At 62.1% G+C, this 20,596-nt stretch carries 17 protein-coding genes; 14 read left to right on the top strand and 3 right to left on the bottom strand.

The window, feature by feature from the left end; translation table 11 throughout:
* Positions 1-112: 112 nt before the first annotated feature.
* The 5 genes from topA (at position 113) to AB7813_RS07405 (ending at position 6,829) form a co-directional block, all read left to right on the top strand.
* Positions 113-2,857, top strand: a complete 2,745-nt coding sequence (topA, locus tag AB7813_RS07385; protein ID WP_089263759.1) for a type I DNA topoisomerase — start codon at positions 113-115, stop codon at positions 2,855-2,857.
* A gap of 11 nt (positions 2,858-2,868) precedes the next feature.
* The gene (rnr, locus tag AB7813_RS07390; RefSeq protein ID WP_439083259.1) at positions 2,869-5,265 is read left to right on the top strand and encodes a ribonuclease R; all 2,397 of its coding nucleotides are present in this window, start codon (positions 2,869-2,871) and stop codon (positions 5,263-5,265) included.
* A 4-nt stretch (positions 5,266-5,269) separates the two neighbouring features.
* Positions 5,270-5,692 (top strand): DUF983 domain-containing protein, encoded by a 423-nt coding sequence (locus tag AB7813_RS07395; RefSeq protein WP_089263757.1) that lies wholly within the window; start codon positions 5,270-5,272, stop codon positions 5,690-5,692.
* A 54-nt stretch (positions 5,693-5,746) separates the two neighbouring features.
* Complete coding sequence (locus tag AB7813_RS07400) at positions 5,747-6,484, top strand: NUDIX hydrolase (RefSeq protein WP_184517759.1); 738 nt, start codon at positions 5,747-5,749, stop codon at positions 6,482-6,484.
* Between the two features lie 117 nt (positions 6,485-6,601).
* Positions 6,602-6,829, top strand: a complete 228-nt coding sequence (locus AB7813_RS07405) for a hypothetical protein (protein ID WP_092144352.1) — start codon at positions 6,602-6,604, stop codon at positions 6,827-6,829.
* A 51-nt stretch (positions 6,830-6,880) separates the two neighbouring features.
* On the opposite strand, the gene AB7813_RS07410 is transcribed toward AB7813_RS07405, so the two are convergent.
* On the bottom strand, positions 6,881-7,618 hold the full coding sequence (locus tag AB7813_RS07410; protein WP_089264610.1) for an SDR family oxidoreductase: 738 nt from the start codon (positions 7,616-7,618) through the stop codon (positions 6,881-6,883).
* Positions 7,619-7,735: 117 nt separating this feature from the next.
* Between AB7813_RS07410 and AB7813_RS07415 the strand changes: the two genes are divergently transcribed.
* The 4 genes from AB7813_RS07415 (at position 7,736) to AB7813_RS07430 (ending at position 11,517) form a co-directional block, all read left to right on the top strand.
* A complete protein-coding gene (locus tag AB7813_RS07415; protein ID WP_439064174.1) occupies positions 7,736-8,650 on the top strand; it encodes a LysR substrate-binding domain-containing protein in 915 nt (304 codons plus the stop codon).
* A gap of 211 nt (positions 8,651-8,861) precedes the next feature.
* Positions 8,862-10,187, top strand: a complete 1,326-nt coding sequence (locus AB7813_RS07420; protein WP_439064643.1) for an LLM class flavin-dependent oxidoreductase — start codon at positions 8,862-8,864, stop codon at positions 10,185-10,187.
* Positions 10,188-10,313: 126 nt separating this feature from the next.
* Positions 10,314-10,481 carry a 50S ribosomal protein L33 gene (gene rpmG / locus AB7813_RS07425; RefSeq protein ID WP_068732385.1) on the top strand — a complete coding sequence of 56 codons (168 nt, stop codon included), beginning with the start codon at positions 10,314-10,316 and terminating at the stop codon, positions 10,479-10,481.
* A gap of 262 nt (positions 10,482-10,743) precedes the next feature.
* Positions 10,744-11,517, top strand: a complete 774-nt coding sequence (locus AB7813_RS07430) for a hypothetical protein (protein WP_439064175.1) — start codon at positions 10,744-10,746, stop codon at positions 11,515-11,517.
* Positions 11,518-11,524: 7 nt separating this feature from the next.
* On the opposite strand, the gene AB7813_RS07435 is transcribed toward AB7813_RS07430, so the two are convergent.
* Both AB7813_RS07435 and AB7813_RS07440 read right to left on the bottom strand, forming a co-directional pair.
* Complete coding sequence (locus tag AB7813_RS07435; RefSeq protein WP_089263751.1) at positions 11,525-12,898, bottom strand: PleD family two-component system response regulator; 1,374 nt, start codon at positions 12,896-12,898, stop codon at positions 11,525-11,527.
* A 10-nt stretch (positions 12,899-12,908) separates the two neighbouring features.
* A complete protein-coding gene (locus AB7813_RS07440; protein WP_068732379.1) occupies positions 12,909-13,274 on the bottom strand; it encodes a response regulator in 366 nt (121 codons plus the stop codon).
* A gap of 221 nt (positions 13,275-13,495) precedes the next feature.
* On the opposite strand from AB7813_RS07440, the gene AB7813_RS07445 reads away from it, so the two are divergent.
* From AB7813_RS07445 to AB7813_RS07465, 5 genes are all read left to right on the top strand, one after another.
* Positions 13,496-13,789: a DUF3572 domain-containing protein gene (locus tag AB7813_RS07445; protein WP_092144364.1), complete on the top strand. Its 294-nt coding sequence runs from the start codon at positions 13,496-13,498 to the stop codon at positions 13,787-13,789.
* The gene (locus AB7813_RS07450; RefSeq protein WP_093761315.1) at positions 13,786-15,081 is read left to right on the top strand and encodes a DNA polymerase IV; all 1,296 of its coding nucleotides are present in this window, start codon (positions 13,786-13,788) and stop codon (positions 15,079-15,081) included. Before AB7813_RS07445 ends, AB7813_RS07450 begins: the two co-directional genes overlap by 4 nt.
* Positions 15,082-15,600: 519 nt before the next feature.
* On the top strand, positions 15,601-16,008 hold the full coding sequence (locus AB7813_RS07455) for a FixH family protein (protein WP_439083257.1): 408 nt from the start codon (positions 15,601-15,603) through the stop codon (positions 16,006-16,008).
* A complete protein-coding gene (locus AB7813_RS07460) occupies positions 16,005-17,420 on the top strand; it encodes an efflux RND transporter periplasmic adaptor subunit (RefSeq protein WP_439083256.1) in 1,416 nt (471 codons plus the stop codon). Before AB7813_RS07455 ends, AB7813_RS07460 begins: the two co-directional genes overlap by 4 nt.
* Positions 17,417-20,572 (top strand): efflux RND transporter permease subunit, encoded by a 3,156-nt coding sequence (locus AB7813_RS07465; RefSeq protein ID WP_439083255.1) that lies wholly within the window; start codon positions 17,417-17,419, stop codon positions 20,570-20,572. Before AB7813_RS07460 ends, AB7813_RS07465 begins: the two co-directional genes overlap by 4 nt.
* The last annotated feature ends 24 nt before the right edge of the window (positions 20,573-20,596 follow it).

The raw sequence follows: 20,596 nt of genomic DNA on the forward strand, positions 1-20,596 counted from the left end.
CAACAACTCACGATTTGACACGGGACCCCTTCGCACCCATGTTCGCCGCGAAACGGCTGGCGCGACTCTCGCAGACCCAAGCCGGATTCCCCCTGTAAGTTATTGGAATCACATGAATCTCGTCATTGTCGAGTCGCCTTCAAAGGCCAAGACGATCAACAAGTATCTGGGCAAGGACTATGAGGTCCTGGCGTCGTTCGGCCATGTCCGCGACCTTCCCGCCAAGAACGGATCGGTCGATCCCGACGCCAATTTCCAGATGATCTGGGAGATCGACCCCAAGGCCGCCAGCCGACTGAACGACATCGCCAAGGCGGTCAAAGGCGCCGACAAGCTCATTCTCGCGACCGACCCTGATCGCGAAGGTGAGGCCATCTCCTGGCACGTGCTCGAAGTCCTCAAGCAGAAGCGCGCGCTGAAAGACCAGAAGATCGAGCGCGTGGTGTTCAACGCGATCACCAAGCAGGCCGTCACCGACGCGATGAAGAACCCGCGCGAGATCGATGGCGCACTGGTCGACGCCTATATGGCGCGCCGTGCACTCGATTATCTGGTGGGCTTTACGCTTTCTCCTGTGCTGTGGCGCAAGCTGCCCGGCGCCCGCTCCGCGGGCCGCGTGCAATCGGTCGCGCTGCGCCTGGTCTGCGACCGCGAGCAGGAAATCGAGAAGTTCATCCCGCGCGAATACTGGTCGCTGGTGACCACGCTGGCGACGCCGCGCGGCGAGAGTTTCGAAGCCCGCCTGGTCGGCGCTGACGGCAAGAAGATCCAGCGTCTTGATATCGGCACCGGTGCGGAAGCCGAAGACTTCAAGAAGGCCATCGAAGCCGCCAACTTCACGGTCTCCACCGTCGATGCAAAACCAGCACGCCGCAATCCGCAGGCGCCGTTCACGACCTCCACGCTGCAGCAGGAAGCCAGCCGCAAGCTCGGCTTCGCGCCGGCGCACACCATGCGCATCGCGCAGCGTCTGTATGAAGGCATCGACATCGGCGGCGAAACCACCGGTCTCATCACCTATATGCGAACCGACGGCGTGCAGATCGACCCCTCCGCCATCACGCAGGCCCGCTCTGTCATCGGCGAAGACTACGGCAAGCAATATGTGCCGGACGCCGCGCGGCAATATACGAGCAAGGCCAAGAACGCGCAGGAAGCGCACGAAGCGATCCGTCCGACCGATATGTCGCGTCGCCCGGCGAGCCTGCGCGGCCGTCTCGATAGCGATCAGTCGCGGCTTTATGAATTGATCTGGATGCGCACCATCGCCAGCCAGATGGAATCAGCCGAGATGGAGCGCACCACCGTCGATATCGCTGCCAAGGCAGGATCGCGCCTGCTCGAACTGCGCGCCACCGGTCAGGTCGTGAAGTTCGATGGTTTCCTTGCCGTCTATCAGGAAGGCAAGGACGACGACGCCGAGGATGAAGATTCACGCCGCCTGCCCGCCATGAGCGAAGGTGAAGCGCTGAAGAAAGAGAACCTCGCGGTCACCCAGCATTTCACCGAACCGCCACCGCGCTTCTCGGAAGCCTCGCTGGTCAAGCGCATGGAAGAGCTCGGCATCGGCCGTCCCTCGACCTATGCATCGATCCTGCAGGTGCTGAAGGATCGCGGTTACGTTCGTCTCGAAAAGAAGCGCCTCTATGGCGAGGACAAGGGCCGCGTCGTCGTCGCCTTCCTCGAAAACTTCTTCGCCAAATATGTGGAATACGATTTCACCGCGGCGCTGGAAGAGAACCTCGATAGAATCTCCAACAACGAGATTTCCTGGCAGCAGGTGCTCAAGGATTTCTGGACCGACTTCATCGGCGCCGTGAACGAGATCAAGGATCTGCGCGTCGCGCAGGTGCTGGATGCGCTCGATGAAATGCTCGGCCCGCACATCTACGCCCCGCGCGAGGATGGCGGCGATCCGCGCCAGTGCCCGACCTGCGGCACCGGCCGCCTCAACCTCAAGGCCGGCAAGTTCGGCGCCTTCGTCGGCTGCACGAATTATCCGGAATGCCGCTACACGCGTCCGCTCGCCGCCGATAGCGGCGCCAACGCCGATCGCGTGCTCGGCCCCGATCCGGTGTCAGGTCTCGAAGTCGCGGTGAAGGCCGGACGCTTCGGGCCCTATATCCAGCTTGGCGACGCCAAGGATTACGAAGAAGGCGAGAAGCCGAAGCGCGCCGGCATTCCGAAGAACACGTCGCCCAGCGATGTCGAACTCGATCTGGCACTCAAGCTCCTGTCGCTGCCGCGCGAGATCGGCAAGCACCCGGAGACCGGCGAGCCGATCACCGCGGGCCTCGGACGTTTCGGACCGTTCGTGAAGCATGAGAAAACCTATGCCAGCCTCGAGGCCGGCGACGAGGTGTTCGACATCGGCCTCAACCGCGCGGTCACGCTGATCGCCGAGAAGATCGCCAAGGGGCCATCAGGCCGCCGCTTCGGCGCCGATCCCGGCAAGCCGCTCGGCGACCATCCGACCCTCGGCGGCGTCGCCGTGAAGGGTGGGCGTTACGGCGCCTATGTCACCGCGGGCGGCGTCAATGCGACGATCCCGAGCGACAAGACGCAGGAGACGATCACGCTCGAAGAGGCGATCGCGCTGATCGACGAGCGCGTGGCCAAGGGCGGCATCAAGCCGAAGCGCGGCGCCAAGAAAGCACCGGCGAAGAAGGCTGTCGCCAAGAAGGCCGACGCGGCCGAGAAGAAGCCGGCGGCCAAGAAGGCCGTTGCGAAGAAAGCCGCGGCAAAGCCAAAGGCTGAAACGGCTGCCGCCAGCAAGGCGCGCGCGCCGGTGAAGGCGAAGACATCGCCTGCGAAGAAGAAGGCCGCGAAAACGGTCGCGAAGAAAAGCGCTGGCTAGAACGGATAATTGTGAACAAGAAACGTGACAGCAGCTTTCCAACCAGGGATGCCATCGTCGCGTTCGTTCGCGCGTATCCCGGCAAGATCGGCACCCGCGAGATCGCGCGTGAATTCGGACTGAAGAACGCCGCCCGTGTCGAGCTCAAGCGCATGCTGCGCGAGCTCGCCGACGAAGGCGCCATCGCCAAGAAAGGCCGCAGCTTGCGGGAGCCCGCAGCGCTGCCGCCGACAGTGCTGGTCGACATCACCTCCAGGGATGCCGATGGCGAGTTGATCGCCACGCCTGTCGAATGGGACGAGGCAGACGGCGTCGTACCAAAAATTCGCATTCATACGCCGCGCCGTCCCCTGCCCGGCACCGCCGCCGGTGTCGGTGACCGCGCATTGTTGCGTATCGAGAAGATCGAGAACGATGGCGAGTTAGCCAGCTATCAGGGCCGCGTCGTGCGGGTGCTCGAAGGTGCCCGCACGCGCCTGCTCGGCATCTATCGCGCGCTGCCGAATGGCGGCGGACGATTGATCCCGGTCGACAAGAAGCAGGCCGGGCGCGAACTCAACATCGCCGCGTCAGACGCTAACGGCGCCGAGGACGGCGATCTCGTCAGCGTCGATCTCATTCGTACCCGTGGCTATGGCCTCGGCTCCGGCAAGGTCAAGGAACGGCTCGGTTCGCTCTCCTCCGAGAAAGCGGTCAGCCTGATCGCGATCCATTCCCACGATATCCCGCAAGCGTTCTCCCGCGATGCGCTGAAGGAAGCGGAAGCGGCGCAGCCTGCGACATTGCAAGGACGCGAAGACTGGCGCGACGTGCCGCTGGTCACCATCGATCCGCCGGACGCCAAGGATCATGACGACGCCGTTTACGCGGAGCTCGATTCCGATCCGAACAATACAGGCGGATACATTGTCAGCGTCGCGATCGCCGATGTCGCTTTCTATGTGCGCCCCGGCTCTGCGCTGGATCGCGATGCGCTGATCCGCGGCAACTCCGTCTACTTCCCCGATCGCGTCGTACCGATGCTGCCGGAGCGCATCTCCAACGACCTGTGTTCGCTGGTGCCGGGCGAACCGCGCGGCGCCCTCGCCGTACGCATGGTGATCGGTGTCGATGGCCGCAAGAAGTCGCACACGTTCCATCGCATCCTGATGCGCTCGGCGGCCAAGCTGAATTACGCACAGGCGCAAGCCGCCATCAATGGCCATCCCGACGATACTACCGGCCCCCTGCTCGAACCGATCCTGAAGCCGCTCTATGCGGCCTATGCGCAGGTAAAGCTCGCGCGCGACGAACGCGAACCGCTGGATCTAGACATCCCCGAGCGAAAAATCCTGCTGAAGAAGGACGGCACCGTCGATCGCGTCATCGTACCGGAGCGGCTCGACGCGCATAAGCTCATCGAAGAGTTCATGATCCTGGCCAACGTCGCCGCAGCCGAAACGCTTGAAAAGAAGGCTCTGCCGCTTATCTATCGGGTACATGATGAGCCTTCGGTGGAGAAGGTTCACAACCTGCAGGAATTCCTCAAGACCCTCGACATGCCGTTCGCCAAAGCGGGCGCATTGCGGCCATCGGTCTTCAACCGGGTGCTGTCACAGGTCAAAGGTCAGGATTCCGAACCGCTGGTGAATGAAGTGGTTTTGCGCTCGCAAGCCCAAGCGGAATATGCCGCCGAGAATTACGGACATTTCGGTCTGAACCTGCGCCGCTACGCGCATTTTACCTCACCTATCAGGCGATACGCAGATCTGATCGTGCATCGCGCATTGATCCGTGCGCTCGGGCTCGGCGAAGGCGCGCTACCCGAGACCGAAACGGTGGAAACGCTGAGCGAAATCTCGGCGCAGATTTCGGCCACCGAACGCCGGGCCATGAAGGCCGAGCGCGAGACCTCCGACCGGCTGATTGCGCATTTTCTGGCCGACAAGATCGGCGCCACCTTCCGGGGCCGGATCTCCGGCGTCACGAGGGCTGGACTCTTTGTCCGATTGACCGAGACCGGAGCCGATGGCCTGATCCCGATCCGCACGTTGGGCACCGAATACTTCAACTATGACGAAGCTCGCCACGCCCTCGTCGGTACACGCAGTGGTGCCATGCACCGGTTGGGCGACGTCGTCGATGTCCGTCTGGTCGAGGCAGCCCCCGTTGCAGGTGCCTTGCGGTTCGAAATGCTCTCCGAGGGCAATACCGCCCCACGGAACCGCCGACGCGAACATGCCCGCAGCAATGACGCTGCAGACCGGCCGCGTCATCCGGGTGCCAAGCCTTCTGGTGCGACGAAGTTCAAATCGTCGAAGAAGCTCAAGGCGCCCAAGAAAGCCAAACCCGGTCGCAATGCCCGGCAGGCTGCCAAAGCTGACAAGGCTCGCGCCGGTGGTAACCCCGGCAAGCCGAAAAAGGGGTAACGTCATGATGACATTGACCACACCGAAGATCTGGAGCGCGACGCTGGATTCCTCCGCCAAACGCAATGTGTGGACCGCGATGAAGCGCGGCTTCGCCTGTCGCTGCCCGAACTGCGGCGAAGGCAAGATGTTTCGCGCCTTCCTCAAAACCGCCGATCACTGCGATAAGTGCGGACAGGATTTCTCTGCACACCGCGCCGATGATCTTCCCGCCTATCTCGTGATCGTCATCGTCGGTCACATCGTCGTACCGATCGCATTGTGGATCGAGACCAACTATTCGCCATCGGTCGCGCTGCAACTTGCGATCTACCTGCCGATCACACTGATCGCGTCGCTGTTGTTGTTGCAGCCGGTCAAGGGCGCCGTGGTTGGATTGCAGTGGGCATTCCGCATGCATGGATTTGGCGACGGCCCGGCTGACTGATACGTTCTCCGTCCCCTTGAACAGCACGTAATAAGAAGAATTTCAGGAGACGGAATGAGCGACGCAGTCGAGATCGGCAAAGAAGCCGACCACCATCCCTATAAGCGTCCGCGCGACGCAGCGACCCTGATGCTGGTCGATCGCTCCGGCCCGATTCCGAAAGTGCTTGTCGGCAAGCGTCACGACAAGGTCGTGTTCATGCCCGGCAAGTTCGTCTTCCCCGGCGGCAGCGTCGACACGACCGACAACAAGATTCCGGTGGCTGCACCTTTGCCGCCGGAGCTTGAAGCCAACCTGATGAAAGGCAGCCCGAAGACGCCGCCGTCGCGCGCGCGTTCGCTTGCCGTTGCTGCGATCCGCGAAGCCTGCGAAGAAACCGGCCTCTGCCTCGGCCGCAAGGTTGATGGCGCGACCAGGAAGCTCCCCGGCGTATGGGAGGCTTTTAGCGATGCAGGTCTCCTGCCCGATCCCTCGGGCCTGTTCCTGATTGCGCGCGCCATCACACCACCCGGCCGTATCAAGCGCTTCGATACGCGTTTCTTCACAGCAGATGCATCGTCGATCGCGCATCGCGTCGAGGGCGTCGTGCATGCCGATGCCGAACTGGTGGAACTGGTCTGGGTCGAACTCGGCTCCGCACATCTCGCCGACGCGCACGCAATGACGAAGAACGTGCTCAATCAATTGCAGCAGCGTCTCGCCACCGGCCCGCTCCGTCACGACGCGCCGCTGCCCTTCTTCCATTGGTACAGCGGCAAGATGCAACTCGACATGCTGCCCAGCGAAAGCTGAGTTAATCAAGTAAGAGGTCTCGCTTTTCGATCTATTCTAATTCTAACTGTTTCCGTAGTGGGATAACTGGTGAGGCACGGTAAGCTACCGTTGTCTTGCTCACAGGAATTCCCAGTTATGGGACAGATGAATTGGACGCCGCAGGTCGAGTCTTCGACATTTACGCGCGCGTCACTGGAATATCGTCGCAAGGCGTCGGCACTCAGCCAGCGCGCCAGCGTGGAAGCTGACCCACGTAAAATTCGTGCATTGCTACAACTCGCCATCTCGTGGATTCAGGTTGCTGAAAACGAAGAGCTGATGGCGAGCGAGTATCGCGCCAGCGCACACATGCACAGTTTCTGACACGAGAAGACGCCGCATACGCGGCGCCTTCCTGCTCTGCCAAGCCCATCGTCAGATCTGAGCGAGACCACCGTCGACGAACAATTCTGCGCCGGCGACGAAGCTGGAGTCATCCGATGCCAGGAACAGAACCGCCTTCGCGACTTCGTCCGCGGTACCGAGACGGCCGAGCGGCACGATGGTCTTGAGGTAGCCCTTCACATCGTCATTGGCGAAGACGTCGAGGCCGGGGGTCTGGATCGGTCCGGGGCTGACGACATTCACGCGAATTTTGCGCGCCTTGAGGTCCGAGGTCCAGCTGCGCGCGAACGAGCGGATCGCTGCCTTGGTGGCGTTGTAGACGCTGAAGGACTCCATGCCCTTCGATCCCGACACCGAGCCGGTGAGAACCACCGAGGCGCCGTCGGAGAGCAGCGGCAGTGCCTGCTGCACCGTGAACAGGACGCCCTTCACATTGATGTCGAACATCTTGTCATAGACGTCTTCGGTGATCTGGCCGAACGCGCTCAATTCATAGCCGCCGGCATTGGCGAACAGCACGTCGATCTTGCCCTTGGCAGCCTTCACCGTATCGAACAGATGCGCGAGATCGGCGAGCTTGGCCGCGTCCGCCTGCACGCCGACGGCCTTCGGTCCGAGCTGCTTCACGGCGGCATCGAGTTCGGCCTGGCGGCGGCCGGTGATGAACACGGTGGCACCTTCGTCGATAAAGCGCTGCGCGGCGGCCAGACCGATGCCGGCGCTGCCACCGGTGACGACTGCGATTTTGCCTTCGAGTTTGCGGGTCATGATGCTCTCCATTTGATCTGGGGCGGCGCCATCGCCGTCCGACATGGAGAACATCGTCCATTCGCTCAATAGCGGTTATGGGCTTGTTCGGATATTATTTATCCGTATTCTGAATGAATGACCGATACCGTCGCCCTTTTCCAGGCTTTCATCCGTGTCGTCGAAGCGGGCTCATTCACCCGTGTGGCTGAGGAGCAGAATTCCAGCCAGCCGACCGTCAGCCGCCAAGTGGCAACGCTGGAAGACCATCTCGGCACCCGATTGTTCACCCGCACCACGCGCAAGCTGACGCTCACCGATGACGGCCGCAGCTTCTACGAGCGCGCCAAACTGGCGCTGGAAGCCGTTGCCGAGGCCGAGGGCGCGGTGGGACGCCGCCGGGCCAGACCATCAGGCACGTTGCAACTGGCCCTCCCGGTGGTGTTCGGACGGCTGCGAGTGATCCCGCATCTGAAGGGCTTTTTGGCGCGCTACCCCGAGGTCAGTGTCGACCTCGTGATGAATGACGGCTTCAGCGATCTGGTCGAGGATGGCATCGATCTCGCGATCCGCTCCGGCGTCGTGACCGACCCGAACCTGATCGCCCGGAAGATCGGCGTGACACGCCGCATCCTGGTGGCGTCGCCGTCCTATCTGCGCGGCAAGACACTGCCTGCGCATCCGAACGATCTCATCGGGCATGATTGCATCCCCTATACGCGCTTCACGGGCGGCGTGACCTGGCGCTTCGAAAGTCCGGACGGCCCGATCGCCATCGAAGCCACGGGACCGGTGCGCACGCAGAGTTCGGAAGGCATTCGCGAAGCCGTGATGTCCGGCCTTGGCATCGGCTTCGTGCCGATCTGGCATTTCAGGGATGAGATCGAGACCGGCCGTCTCATAGTGTTGCTCGAAGCCTTCGAACCGAAACCGGTGCCGATCAGCGCGGTCTATCCCTCGCGCCGCTTCGTGCCGCAGAAGACCCGCGCCATGATCGACTACCTGGAAACGCAATTTGCGATGGACCCGACGCTGAATCCGAAGCGGGTGTGAGCTCCGTCCTCATGGTGAGGAGGCGCTACTTCAGCGCCGTCTCGAACCATGAGCGCCGGCCTCCATCCTTCGAGACGCGGCGAAGACGCCGCTCCTCAGGATGAGGTTCTGCAGATAATCCACAAATCGCAATAATCTTCTCGTGAGCAGCATCTACCTGCGCGCGCTGGCGTCCCTATCTGTTCCCGACCAGCATCACGGGGAATTCCAGATGGCGAAGCGTCAGTTGAAGCTCGGGGCCTTCATGCGCCCGATCAGCATCCACACCGGCGCATGGCGCTATCCCGGCGCTCAGCCTGACGCCAACTTCAACTTTCCCTTCCTCAAACAGATGATCCGCAAGCTCGAGGCCGGCAAGTTCGACGCCTTCTTCATGGCCGATCATCTTGCCGTGCTGAATATGCCGGTCGAGGCGCTGAAGCGCAGCCACACGGTGACATCGTTCGAGCCGTTCACGCTGCTGTCAGCGCTGGCCGCCGTCACCGACAATATCGGCCTCGTCGCCACCGGCTCCACCACCTTTGACGCGCCCTATCACGTCGCCCGCCGCTTCGCCTCGCTGGACCATATCTCGGGCGGCCGCGCCGGCTGGAATATCGTCACCACATCCAATCCCGACGCAGCGCTGAACTTCGGCCTTGATGATCACATGGAGCATGCCGAGCGCTACAAGCGCGCGCGTGAATTCTATGACGTGGTCACCGGCCTGTGGGATTCCTTCGCTGATGACGCCTTCATCCGCGACGTCGAGAGCGGCATCTTCATGGACCCCGACAAGATGCATGTGCTCGATCACAAGGGCCCACATCTCTCGGTGCGCGGCCCACTGAACATCGCCAGGCCCGTGCAGGGCTGGCCGGTGATCGTGCAGGCCGGCGCATCCGAAGACGGTAAGCAGCTTGCCGCCGAAACCGCAGAAGCCGTGTTCACCGGCGGCGGCGCCATCGGCGATGCGCAGAAGCTCTATGCGGACATCAAGGGCCGCATGGAGAAGCTCGGCCGCAATCGCGATCATCTCAAGATCCTGCCCGGCGCCTTCGTGGTGGTCGGCGACAGCGTCGAGGAAGCTAAAGAGAAACGCGCGCTGCTCGACAGCAAGGTGCATTACGCCAATGCCATCGCCTCGCTTTCGATCAATCTCGGCACCGATGCTTCCGGCTTCGATCCCGATGGCCCACTGCCCGAGATCCCGGAGACCAATGCCAGCAAGAGCGGCCGCGAGCGCGTCATCGCCCTCGCCCGGCGCGAGAACCTGACCGTGCGCCAGCTTGCCCAGCGCCTCGGCGGCTATGGCGGCTCCGCCTTCGTGGGCACGCCCCAGACCATCGCCGACGAGATGCAGGAATGGCTGGAAACCGAGGCCTCAGATGGCTTCAACATCATGTTCCCCTATCTGCCGGAGGGGCTGAACGACTTCGTCGACCGGGTGATCCCGGAACTCCAGAAGCGCGGGATTTTCCGCACGGAGTATGAAGGCCGGACGCTCCGCGAGAATTTGGGGCTACCGCGGCCCAAAAACCGCTTCTTTCCGGGTTAAGACCCGCAAATCCCCGGATTTACCGCCCCAGAAAACCTTGACTTTGGGGCGTTCGGGGCTAGGTTGCGCCCCAACACGGCCAGTTCTCTGGCTGTCACCCGATTCCCGACATTCAGAGGTTCTGCCATGGCCAAAGCGGTCACCATCAAGGTCAAGCTCGTTTCCACCGCGGACACCGGCTTCTACTACACCGCCAAGAAGAATTCGCGCACCATGACCGACAAGATGGTCAAGAAGAAGTACGATCCGGTCGCGCGCAAGCACGTCGAATTCAAGGAAGCCAAGATCAAGTAAGCGCTGATTACAGCTGCTGACGGATTTTGAACGGGGCCCTTATCGGGCCCCGTTTTCTTTTGACCTCTCCCGCGCAACGCGCGGGGCGAGGTTAAGTAAGAAGCCGAGCTCAATCGTTTCAATTTTAGCGATGCGTGCAGTATCGTGTTTACCCTGCCACAACTATGGCGGGCATGAAGCCTGCGATTGAAACGGTATTCACGTCATTTCGTGCGACAAGTCGGTATCATTCGACGCAATTGATTTGCATCGGGAGCGACCCTTGTCTTTTCGCGACACAGACACGACGGCTGGCCAGCTCACCTCCGCCGTGTCCATGGCAGGCATCGCCGTCCGCTACGCATTCTATTTCTTCGGAATGATCGTTTTCGGGATCATCGCCCTCGCCTTGATCTGGCAGTGGCACAACCGAACCCGGATCATCGATGACAAGCCCGCTTTCAGGATTGCAGACGGGAGTATCGCCAGACTTCCCGTGAGCACCGACATCGTTTCGCGCGCATCGAAGGCGCGGATCGACATCCTGCGCTATGGTACGCTGCAAAATCGCACGACGGACTTGGCGCTGGCGATCACATTCCCGAGCCGTGGCAGCGGAATGACGTCGCCGGGCATGGGTGTGCTGAGCAACGGCTTGCTCACTGATCTCAATTTCCGGACGCTCGCCGGGCATTTCGATCTCGAGACGCGCTACGGTCCCTACCATGCCGTTGAAATGCGCATCGAGGCCGATGGTCGCTGGAAACAGTGCCTAGCCTTCAGCTCACGCTTCGACACGAACGTGGTATTTGTCGCCGGCTGGACCTGCGATGCGACGGGCACCAAGCCCGGCGCCGATGCCCTTGCCTGCGCACTCGACAAGCTGGTGATCGACAAGGAATTGCCGACCAAGGAAGCCGACGCCTATCTGCGGGAACGCATGACACGGCCGGCGTTCTGTTCGTCCCGGCAGGTCTCACAGACCTTCGATACGGGATCGCGCCCGATCTCGCCGCCGTCCCGATGGTCGCAGCCGTCAGCGCGAACGCGGCTCTGATAGTAACTCAGGCGGCCGCAGCAACCACGCGGTTGCGGCCGTCGTGCTTGGCGCGGTACAGCGCCACGTCGGCACGCTTGAGCACGTCGGCGACGGGCTCGCCCTTCTTCTCCAGCGTCGACAACCCGATCGAGATCGTGACCTCGATACGCTTGTTGCCCTTGTCGATGGAGAACGGTTCGCCGGCGATCGAACGACGCAGACGTTCGGCGACCATGCTGGCCACATGCATGTCGGTTTCCGGCATGACGATGACGAATTCCTCGCCGCCGTAGCGACAGGCCAGATCGATGCCGCGGATTGACTTGCGAATGCGCACGGCGAATTCGCGCAGCACGTCGTCACCGCAATCATGGCCATGATTGTCATTGATCGACTTGAAGAAGTCGATGTCGAGCATCATCAGCGCCAGCGGCTTGCCGCGGGTGGCCGCCTGCTCTGCCAGCGTTTCCAGATGGCTTTCCATGTAGCGGCGGTTGTGCAGTCCGGTCAGACCGTCTGTGATCGCGGCTTCGATGGAGTGCTGCACATTGTCGCGCAGATGATCGGTGTAACGGCGGCGACGGACCTGCGTCCGCGCACGCGCCAGCAGCTCGTTCTTGTCCACCGGACGCATCAGGTAGTCGTTGACGCCGATCTCGAGACCGCGCAGCAGCCGCGGATTGTTATCGGCATCAGCAATCGCGAGAATCGGAATCTGCCGCGTGCGCTCCAGCGAACGCGCCTGGCTGCACAGCCGCAATCCGTCGTAATTCTCGAGGCTCAGCGAGACAATGAGCAGGTCGTAATTGCCCTCGGCGGCATGAAACAGCGCCTCGGTCGGATTGGGTTCGACATCGACGGTGTGTTCGGCCGACAGGACCGGCGCCAGCCGCTCATAGGATGACGGACGGTCGTCGACCAGCAGGATGCGTCCGCCCACACCCAGATCAGACACGGCGCTGCGCTCGGGCGCCTGTACGCCGATTTCCAGCGAGGTGATGGCGCGCATGCGCAACTCATCGGTCATCATCTTCAAACGCGTCAGCGAGCGTACGCGCGCCACCAGCACGGCATCGGCGACGGGCTTGGTGAGGAAGTCATCGGCGCCGGCTTCGAGGCCGCGCACGCGATCAGACGGCGAATCCAGCGCGGTGACCATGACCACCGGAATGAAATGCGTCTTCGGATTGGCTTTCAGGCGACGGCAGACTTCGAAGCCGTCCATGTCGGGCATCATGACGTCGAGCAGGATCAGGTCGCATTCGGAACGCGCGCAGACTTCCAGCGCCTGTGCGCCGTTGGAGGCGGTGATGACGTCGAAATACTCCGCCGAGAGACGGGCTTCCAGAAGTTTCACGTTGGCGGGGATGTCATCGACGACAAGAATACGCGCTGACATAGGGAACTCCCTAACCGATGAACCGACGCACGGTTTCGATAAATTTTCCGACCGAAATGGGCTTTGATAAATAGGCTTCGCAGCCGCCTTCGCGGATACGTTCTTCGTCGCCCTTCATGGCGAAGGCTGTGACGGCGACGACGGGGATCATGCTGATCGCAGGATCCTTCTTGATCCAGCCGGTCACTTCGAGACCGGAGACCTGCGGTAGCTGAATATCCATGAGGATGAGATCGGGGCGGAGCGAGCGGACAAGATCGAGCGCTTCATAGCCATTGCTCGTGCCGACTGTCTGATAGCCATGGGCTTCCAGCAGGTCACGGAAGAGCTTCATGTTGAGCTCGTTGTCCTCCACGATCAGGACGGTTTTTGCCATCCCGCCCTCCAATCCAGAACCCGAGCGTTCTTGTTTCGCGGAGCATGATTGCCCTGCGTCACCGGCCAATGTGATGTTCGAAGCGAACTTCCAAATTCACTTCGGCCACCCGCCGAAGTGCCCGTGTACCGCGCGTATCCCTGCAACTGGAATCGCCCCGGTGACTCGGGCATGATGACTTAAAATAGAGACGATAAGTTACGGAAAGGCAAACACGCGTGATGAAAAAACCCCAGCGCCACCCCAGCGAAGTTGCTGAAATCGTTGCGATTCAGGCGCTGTCCTTCGTTGCCGGCGACCCCGAGCGGCTGGGCCTGTTCCTGTCCGAGAGCGGAATCGGTCCGGAGACTCTCCGCTCGGCTGCAAAGGATCCACAGTTCCTCGTCAGCGTGCTCGATTTCGTGCTGCGCGACGACGAGACCGTGAAGGCGTTTTCGGCGTCGTCGCAACTGGATCCGACCACCATCGCCGCCGCGCGGCAGGCGCTCGATCCCCGCGGGCAGGACTTTACGTGAGCCCCTCTCCGGCAGAGCTGAGCGGACCGCGCTGCTTCTGCCGGGATTGCCTTGTCGATCTGGATGCACGCGTCAAGCGCTGCACGTCATGCGGGTCGCCCCGCCTGGTGCGACACCACGCGCTGCCGTCGCTGACGCTGGCACATATCGACTGCGATGCGTTCTACGCCACCGTCGAGAAGCGCGACAATCCCGACATCGTCGATCGCCCCGTCATCATCGGCGGCGGCAAGCGTGGCGTGGTGTCCGCGGCCTGCTACATCGCGCGCACCTTTGGCGTGCGCTCGGCGATGCCCATGTTCAAGGCGCTCGATCTCTGCCCCGACGCCGTCGTGGTGCGGCCTGACATGGCGAAATATGTCCGCGTCGGCCGCGAGGTCCGCCATGCCATGCAGGCGCTGACGCCGCTGGTCGAACCATTGTCGATCGACGAAGCCTTCCTCGACCTGTCGGGCACGCAGCGCGTCCACGGCATGATTCCCGCCAAGGTGCTGGCGAAATTCGCCGCCGATATCGAACGCACTGTCGGCATCACGGTTTCGGTCGGCCTGTCGGTCAACAAATTCCTCGCCAAGATCGCCAGCGATCTCGACAAGCCGCGCGGTTTCGCCACGCTCGATCAGGAAGACGCTGTGGCCATGCTCGCGGATCGGCCCGTCAGCTTCATCTTCGGCGTCGGCCCCGCGACGGCCGAGAAGCTCTCGCAGCGTGGCTTCCGCAAGATCAGCGATATCCAGAAGGCCGACGAGACCGACCTCATGAAACAGTTCGGCGGCGAAGGCCGCAGGCTGTGGCGCCTCGCCCGCGGCATCGACGATCGCCTCGTCGTCGCAGATCGCGGCGCGAAGACAATTTCCAACGAGACGACGTTCAATGAGGACATCCGCGATTACGCCACGCTGGAAAAGATCCTGTGGCGATTGTCGGAGAAGGTTTCATCGCGTCTCAAGAGCAGCGAATTGTCCGGCACAACGGTGACGCTGAAACTCAAGACCGCCGATTTCCGCCAGCGCACCCGCTCGCAGTCGATCCAGTCGCCGACGCAGATGGCCGCGCGCATCTTCGATATCAGCCGCGAGATGCTGGCAAAGGAAATCGACGGCACGGCCTTTCGCCTGATCGGCACCGGCGTCAGCGCACTCAAGCCCGGCAACGAGGCCGGCGACGACAACATGCTCGACCGCCGCTCGTCGCATGCCGAGCGGGCGATGGACGATCTCAGGAAGAAGTTCGGCAGCGCCGCGGTGATCCGCGGCATTGCCTATGACGGACCGGAGAAGCCAAGGACATAATCCCCATAGGGATTGCGAACTTGTGATGTGCCCGGGCTTCCCACGCTGTGGTGGCCGTGAGATGGTCGAATATGGATCTTCGTCGACTCCTGAAACTCTTTCTGGCGATTGTCGTGACCATCGGCCTGTCGGTGGCGCCAATGGTGACTCCGGCGACTGCCAACGGTCCGTCGGCCACGATGACCGACATGTCGGCGATGTCTGGAGACATGCCCTGCTGCCCATCCGAACAGAAGAGTAAGGATTGCCAGGACTGTCCACTTCTCGCAATTTGCGCGTTGAAGACCGCCCAGGCGGGCCCCTCCCTGGCGCCACCCATGACGGTTCGCCACGCCGTCCGAACCTACCACTCGTTGCTGAACGACGCGCTGACCGATGGCGTCAACCGTCCCCCTCCAGACCACCCTCCTCGCACTTCGATCTGAGCGGCGCTGAGCGCCGTCGCTGCCGCGTGCCTCCAGGCGCGTGGATGACGCATGCCGTTCGCGGCACATCAGATTCAATCGAGGATACCAAATCATGAAGACGTCTAACTCCCCGCGCGCCTTCCGGGCTGCGTTGATCGCTGTCGCTTTGGGCAGCGCAAGCACGGCTGCACTGGCTGACATCAAGGACTACACGTTCGAGCTCGTCGATCAGTCCGTACAGGCCGGCCCCGACAAGATCATCACCGTCCGTCTGATGAACACCAAGACCGGCAAGCCTGTGCCTGATGCCGTCATTTTCGCAAGCCGTCTCGACATGGCTCCTGACGGCATGCAGGAGATGGCCACCAAGGTCACGCCAGTATCGGGGGCCGAGCCCGGCACCTACAAGTTCAAGGCCACTTTCGGAATGGCCGGTCGCTGGCAGCTTTCTCTGGGCGCCAAGGTGCAGGGAGAAACCGGCTCCGTCGAGAACAAGCTCGTCATCACGGCGCAGAAATGAACCGCGCCGTTTTAGCTGGTACCGCCGTCGCGTTCATCGCGGCGGCCGGAGGCGGATTCATCATCGCGCAGCGACCGTTGACGCACGCCCTCGCCGTAGTCACCTCCGCCGATGCGCAGGAAGCCGGCGCGCCCATCTACTATCAAGATCCGGACGGAAAGCCGGCTTATTCATTGACGCCGAAGAAAACGGCGTCAGGTCGCGACTACCGCGCCGTGCCCGCCGGGGCCGACGTCAGCTTCGAAGACCTCACGGAGACCATGCCGATTTCGGAGCCAGCGTCGGCTGGCACCGACACGAGCCGCAAGATCAAGTATTACCGCAATCCGATGGGACTTCCTGACACGTCGCCAACGCCGAAGAAGGACTCCATGGGGATGGATTACATCCCGGTGTTCGACGGCGACGATTCCGACGATGGATCAGTCAAGCTCTCTCCGGGCAAGATACAGCGCACGGGCGTGAAGTCCGAGCCAGCCACCAGGCGCGTGATCCGGACGCAGATCCGCGCACCCGGTACGATCCAGCTCGACGAGCGGCGCATCTCCGTGATCTCGATGCGCGCGGAAAGCTGGGTGCAGAAGGTTGCCGATGTCACCACCGGCACGAAGGTCCGCAGCGGGCAGCCCTTGATGGATATCTACAGCCCGGCGATCTCGTCCGCTGCGGCGGAATATGTCGCGACGATCACGTCGAAGACGACGGGCGGCGATGGACTGTACGGGCGCGGGTCACGTCAACGGATCATGAATCTCGACGTTCCGGACACGGTGATTGCCGAAATCGAGAAGAGCCGTATCGTCCCGATCTCCATCGCCTGGGCCGCACCGCGGGACGGCATCGTGCTTGAGCGCAACGCCATCGAAGGGATGCGGGCGCAACCCGGCGACATCCTCTTTCGTATCGCCGACACGTCGCTCGTCTGGGCAATGGTCGATGTCGCGGAGCGCGATCTTGGAGCCATCGCCGTCGGACAGCCGGTGAACGTCCGGACGCGTAGCCTCTCCGGCAGGCAGTTTGCCGGCAAGATCAACGTGATCTACCCGCAGGTCAATCGCGAGACCCGGACGACACGCGTCCGTATCGAACTCACAAACGCCGATCTCGCTCTGCTACCGGACATGTATATCGACGCTTCGATCGAAACCGGAAGTGCGGATCCGGTCGTGTCCGTCCCGGAGAGCGCTGTGATCGACACCGGCACGCGGCAATCGGTATTCATTGACAAAGGACAGGGCCGCTTCGAACCGCGCGGCGTCGAACTCGGCCGTCGCGGCGGCGGCTATGTCGAAATCAACGAGGGAGTCGCAAACGGCGAACCAGTCGTCATTTCGGCCAATTTCCTGATCGATGCGGAAAGCAATCTGAAGGCCGCGCTGAAGGGCTTTTCCGACGCGAGGAGCCCACAGTGATCGCCCGCATCATCGCATGGTCGGCGCGCAATCTGCTGCTGGTGTTGTTCGGCACGGGGTTCGCTGCAGCCGCTGGCATCTACGCGCTGGCCCATCTGCCGCTCGACGCCATCCCGGATCTCTCCGACACGCAGGTTATCGTCTATACCGAGTACCCCGGCCAGGCGCCGCAGGTGATCGAGGATCAGGTCACCTATCCGTTGACGACGGCAATGCTCACGGTGCCGAAGTCGAAAGTGGTGCGCGGGTTCTCGTTCTTCGGCGTGTCGTTCGTCTATGTCATCTTCGAAGACGGGACCGACATCTACTGGGCCCGGTCGCGCGTTCTCGAATTCCTGAACGGAGCCACGTCCCGCCTGCCCGCCGGCGTCACGCCAACGATGGGCCCCGATGCCACCGGCGTCGGCTGGGTCTACCAATACGCGGTGATGTCCAAGGAATTGAACCTTGCCGACACACGGGCGATCCAGGACTGGAATCTGAAGTTTGCGCTCGCCAAAGCCGAAGGCGTCGCCGAAGTCGCCAGCGTCGGTGGCTTCGTCAAGCAATACAACGTCGTGCTCGATCCACTTCGGATGCGCGACCTCGGCATCACCATGCAGAAGATGCGCGACGCTATCCGCGCCAGCAACGCCGATGTCGGCGGTCGCACGGTGGAGCTGTCCGAATTCGAATATGTCATCCGCGGCAAGGGCTATCTGAAGTCGATCAACGACCTCGGGAATGTCGTGCTCAAGACCAACAACGGCACGCCGGTCCTGCTGCGCGATGTCGCGCGCGTCGAACTGGGCCCCGACGAGCGGCGCGGCATCACCGAACTCAACGGTGAAGGCGAAGTCGCCAGCGGTATCGTGCTGCAACGCTTCGGCGTCAATGCGCTCGACGTCATCGAGAACGTCAAGAAGCGCTTCAAGGAGATCGCCAGCAGTCTGCCGAACTCCGTCGAGATCGTTCCGGTTTACGACCGCTCCAACCTGATCAACGCCGCCATCGCCACGCTCAAGCACACATTGCTGGAGGAAAGCGTGGTCGTCGCACTCGTCTGCATCTTATTCTTGCTGCATGTCCGCAGTGCCCTGGTTGCGATCCTGATGCTGCCGGTCGGCGTGCTGATGGCGTTCGGCGCCATGAAACTGCTCGGTCTTGGCTCCAACATCATGAGTCTCGGCGGCATCGCGATCGCCATCGGCGCCATGGTCGATGCCGCCATCGTCATGATCGAGAACGCCCACAAACATCTCGAACGCGCGGATCCCGGCAAGTCGCGCGTCGAGGTCCTGATCGAGGCAGCCTCCGAAGTCGGCCCGGCGCTATTCTTCAGCCTGTTGATCATCACCGTGTCGTTCATGCCGATCTTCACGCTGGAATCCCAGGAAGGACGTCTGTTCAGCCCTCTGGCGTTCACCAAGACGTTTGCGATGGCGGCCGCGGCTATCCTGTCAGTGACACTGGTCCCGGCCCTGATGATCATCTTCGTCCGCGGCCGGATCGTTCCGGAACACAAGAACCCGATCAACCGCTTTCTGATCTGGGTCTACCGGCCGGTCATCAATGTTGTGATGCGCGCGAAGACGCTGGTCGTACTGCTCGCACTCGCCATTCTCGCGGCGAGTGTCTGGCCGGCCCGTCAGCTCGGCACCGAGTTCATGCCCAGCCTCAACGAGGGCACGCTCGTGTATATGCCGACGACGCTGCCGGGCATCTCCGTTACCAAGGCCGGAGAACTGCTGCAGATGCAGGACAGGATCATTCGGTCGTTTCCGGAGGTGGCTTCGGTCTATGGCAAGGCGGGGCGCGCTGCCACGGCGACCGATCCGGCGCCCTCCGAAATGTTCGAGACAATCATTAACCTCAAGCCGAAGGAAGAGTGGCGATCCGGTCTCACGGTCGATGGACTGATCGCCGAGATGGACAAGGCGCTGCAGTTTCCGGGCGTGTCGAATGCCTGGACCATGCCGATCAAGGCCCGCATCGACATGCTGTCGACAGGCATCCGCACGCCCATCGGCGTGAAGGTGATCGGCACCGACCTCGTCGAGATCGATCGGCTTGCCAAGCAGATCGAGCAGGTGCTCAAGGCTGTGCCGGGCACATCGTCGGCCTATGCCGAGCGCGGCATCGGCGGCTACTACCTCGATGTGACACCGGATCGAGAGGCATTGGCGCGCTACGGCATCATGATCCAGGACGTTCAGGACGTGATCGGAACCGCGCTCGGCGGCCAGACGGTGACGACGACCGTGGAAGGCCGGCAACGCTTCACCGTCAACATGCGGTACCCCCGCGACCTCAGAGACAGTCCGCAGGCTATCGCCAGTGACGTGCTGGTGCCGATGCCCGGAGGTGGCGCGGTCCCGCTCGGCGAAGTGGCCAGGATTGCGCTGGCGAGAGGCCCGACGTCGATCCGGACGGAAAACGGACAGTTGGCCACATACATCTATGTCGACATCCGCGACCGCGACCTCGGCGGCTACGTGGCCGACGCGCAGCACGCCGTCCAGGCGAGCATTCAATTCCCGCCCGGCTACTACGTGATGTGGAGCGGCCAGTACGAATATCTCGAACGCGCGACGGCGCGCCTGAAGATCGTCGTGCCGGTGACGCTGTTGATCATCTTCCTGCTGCTGTACCTGAACTTCCGGTCGATCACCGAAACGATGATCGTCATGCTGTCGCTGCCCTTCGCACTGGTCGGCGGCCTCTGGCTGATGTGGTGGCTCGGCTTCAACCTGTCGGTTGCAGTCGTCGTCGGTTTCATTGCGCTGGCCGGCGTTGCCGCCGAGACCGGCGTGGTGATGCTGATCTATTTGAATCAGGCATTGACCGCGATCCAGGCGCGACGGGACATTGAAGGACGGCCGCTGACGCGCAACGACCTGTACGATGCCATCATGGAGGGAGCGGTCGAACGCGTCCGTCCCAAGATGATGACGGTGGTCGCCATCATGGCGGGCCTGCTGCCGATCATGTGGAGCACCGGCACGGGCTCGGAGATCATGCAGCGCATTGCGGTGCCGATGATCGGCGGCATGATCTCGTCGACGCTGCTGACGTTGATTGTGATCCCCGCGATCTATGCAATTGTTAAGGGCTATGGGCTGCCTCAGGCCGGCTTGATCTCGGCAAAAGGGATAGTGCCCGTGACCAGATAGCCCGGAGCTTGGAGGGACGTGTTC

The sequence above is a fragment of the Tardiphaga sp. 20_F10_N6_6 genome (assembly GCF_052076045.1).
Lineage (GTDB): Bacteria > Pseudomonadota > Alphaproteobacteria > Rhizobiales > Xanthobacteraceae > Tardiphaga > Tardiphaga robiniae.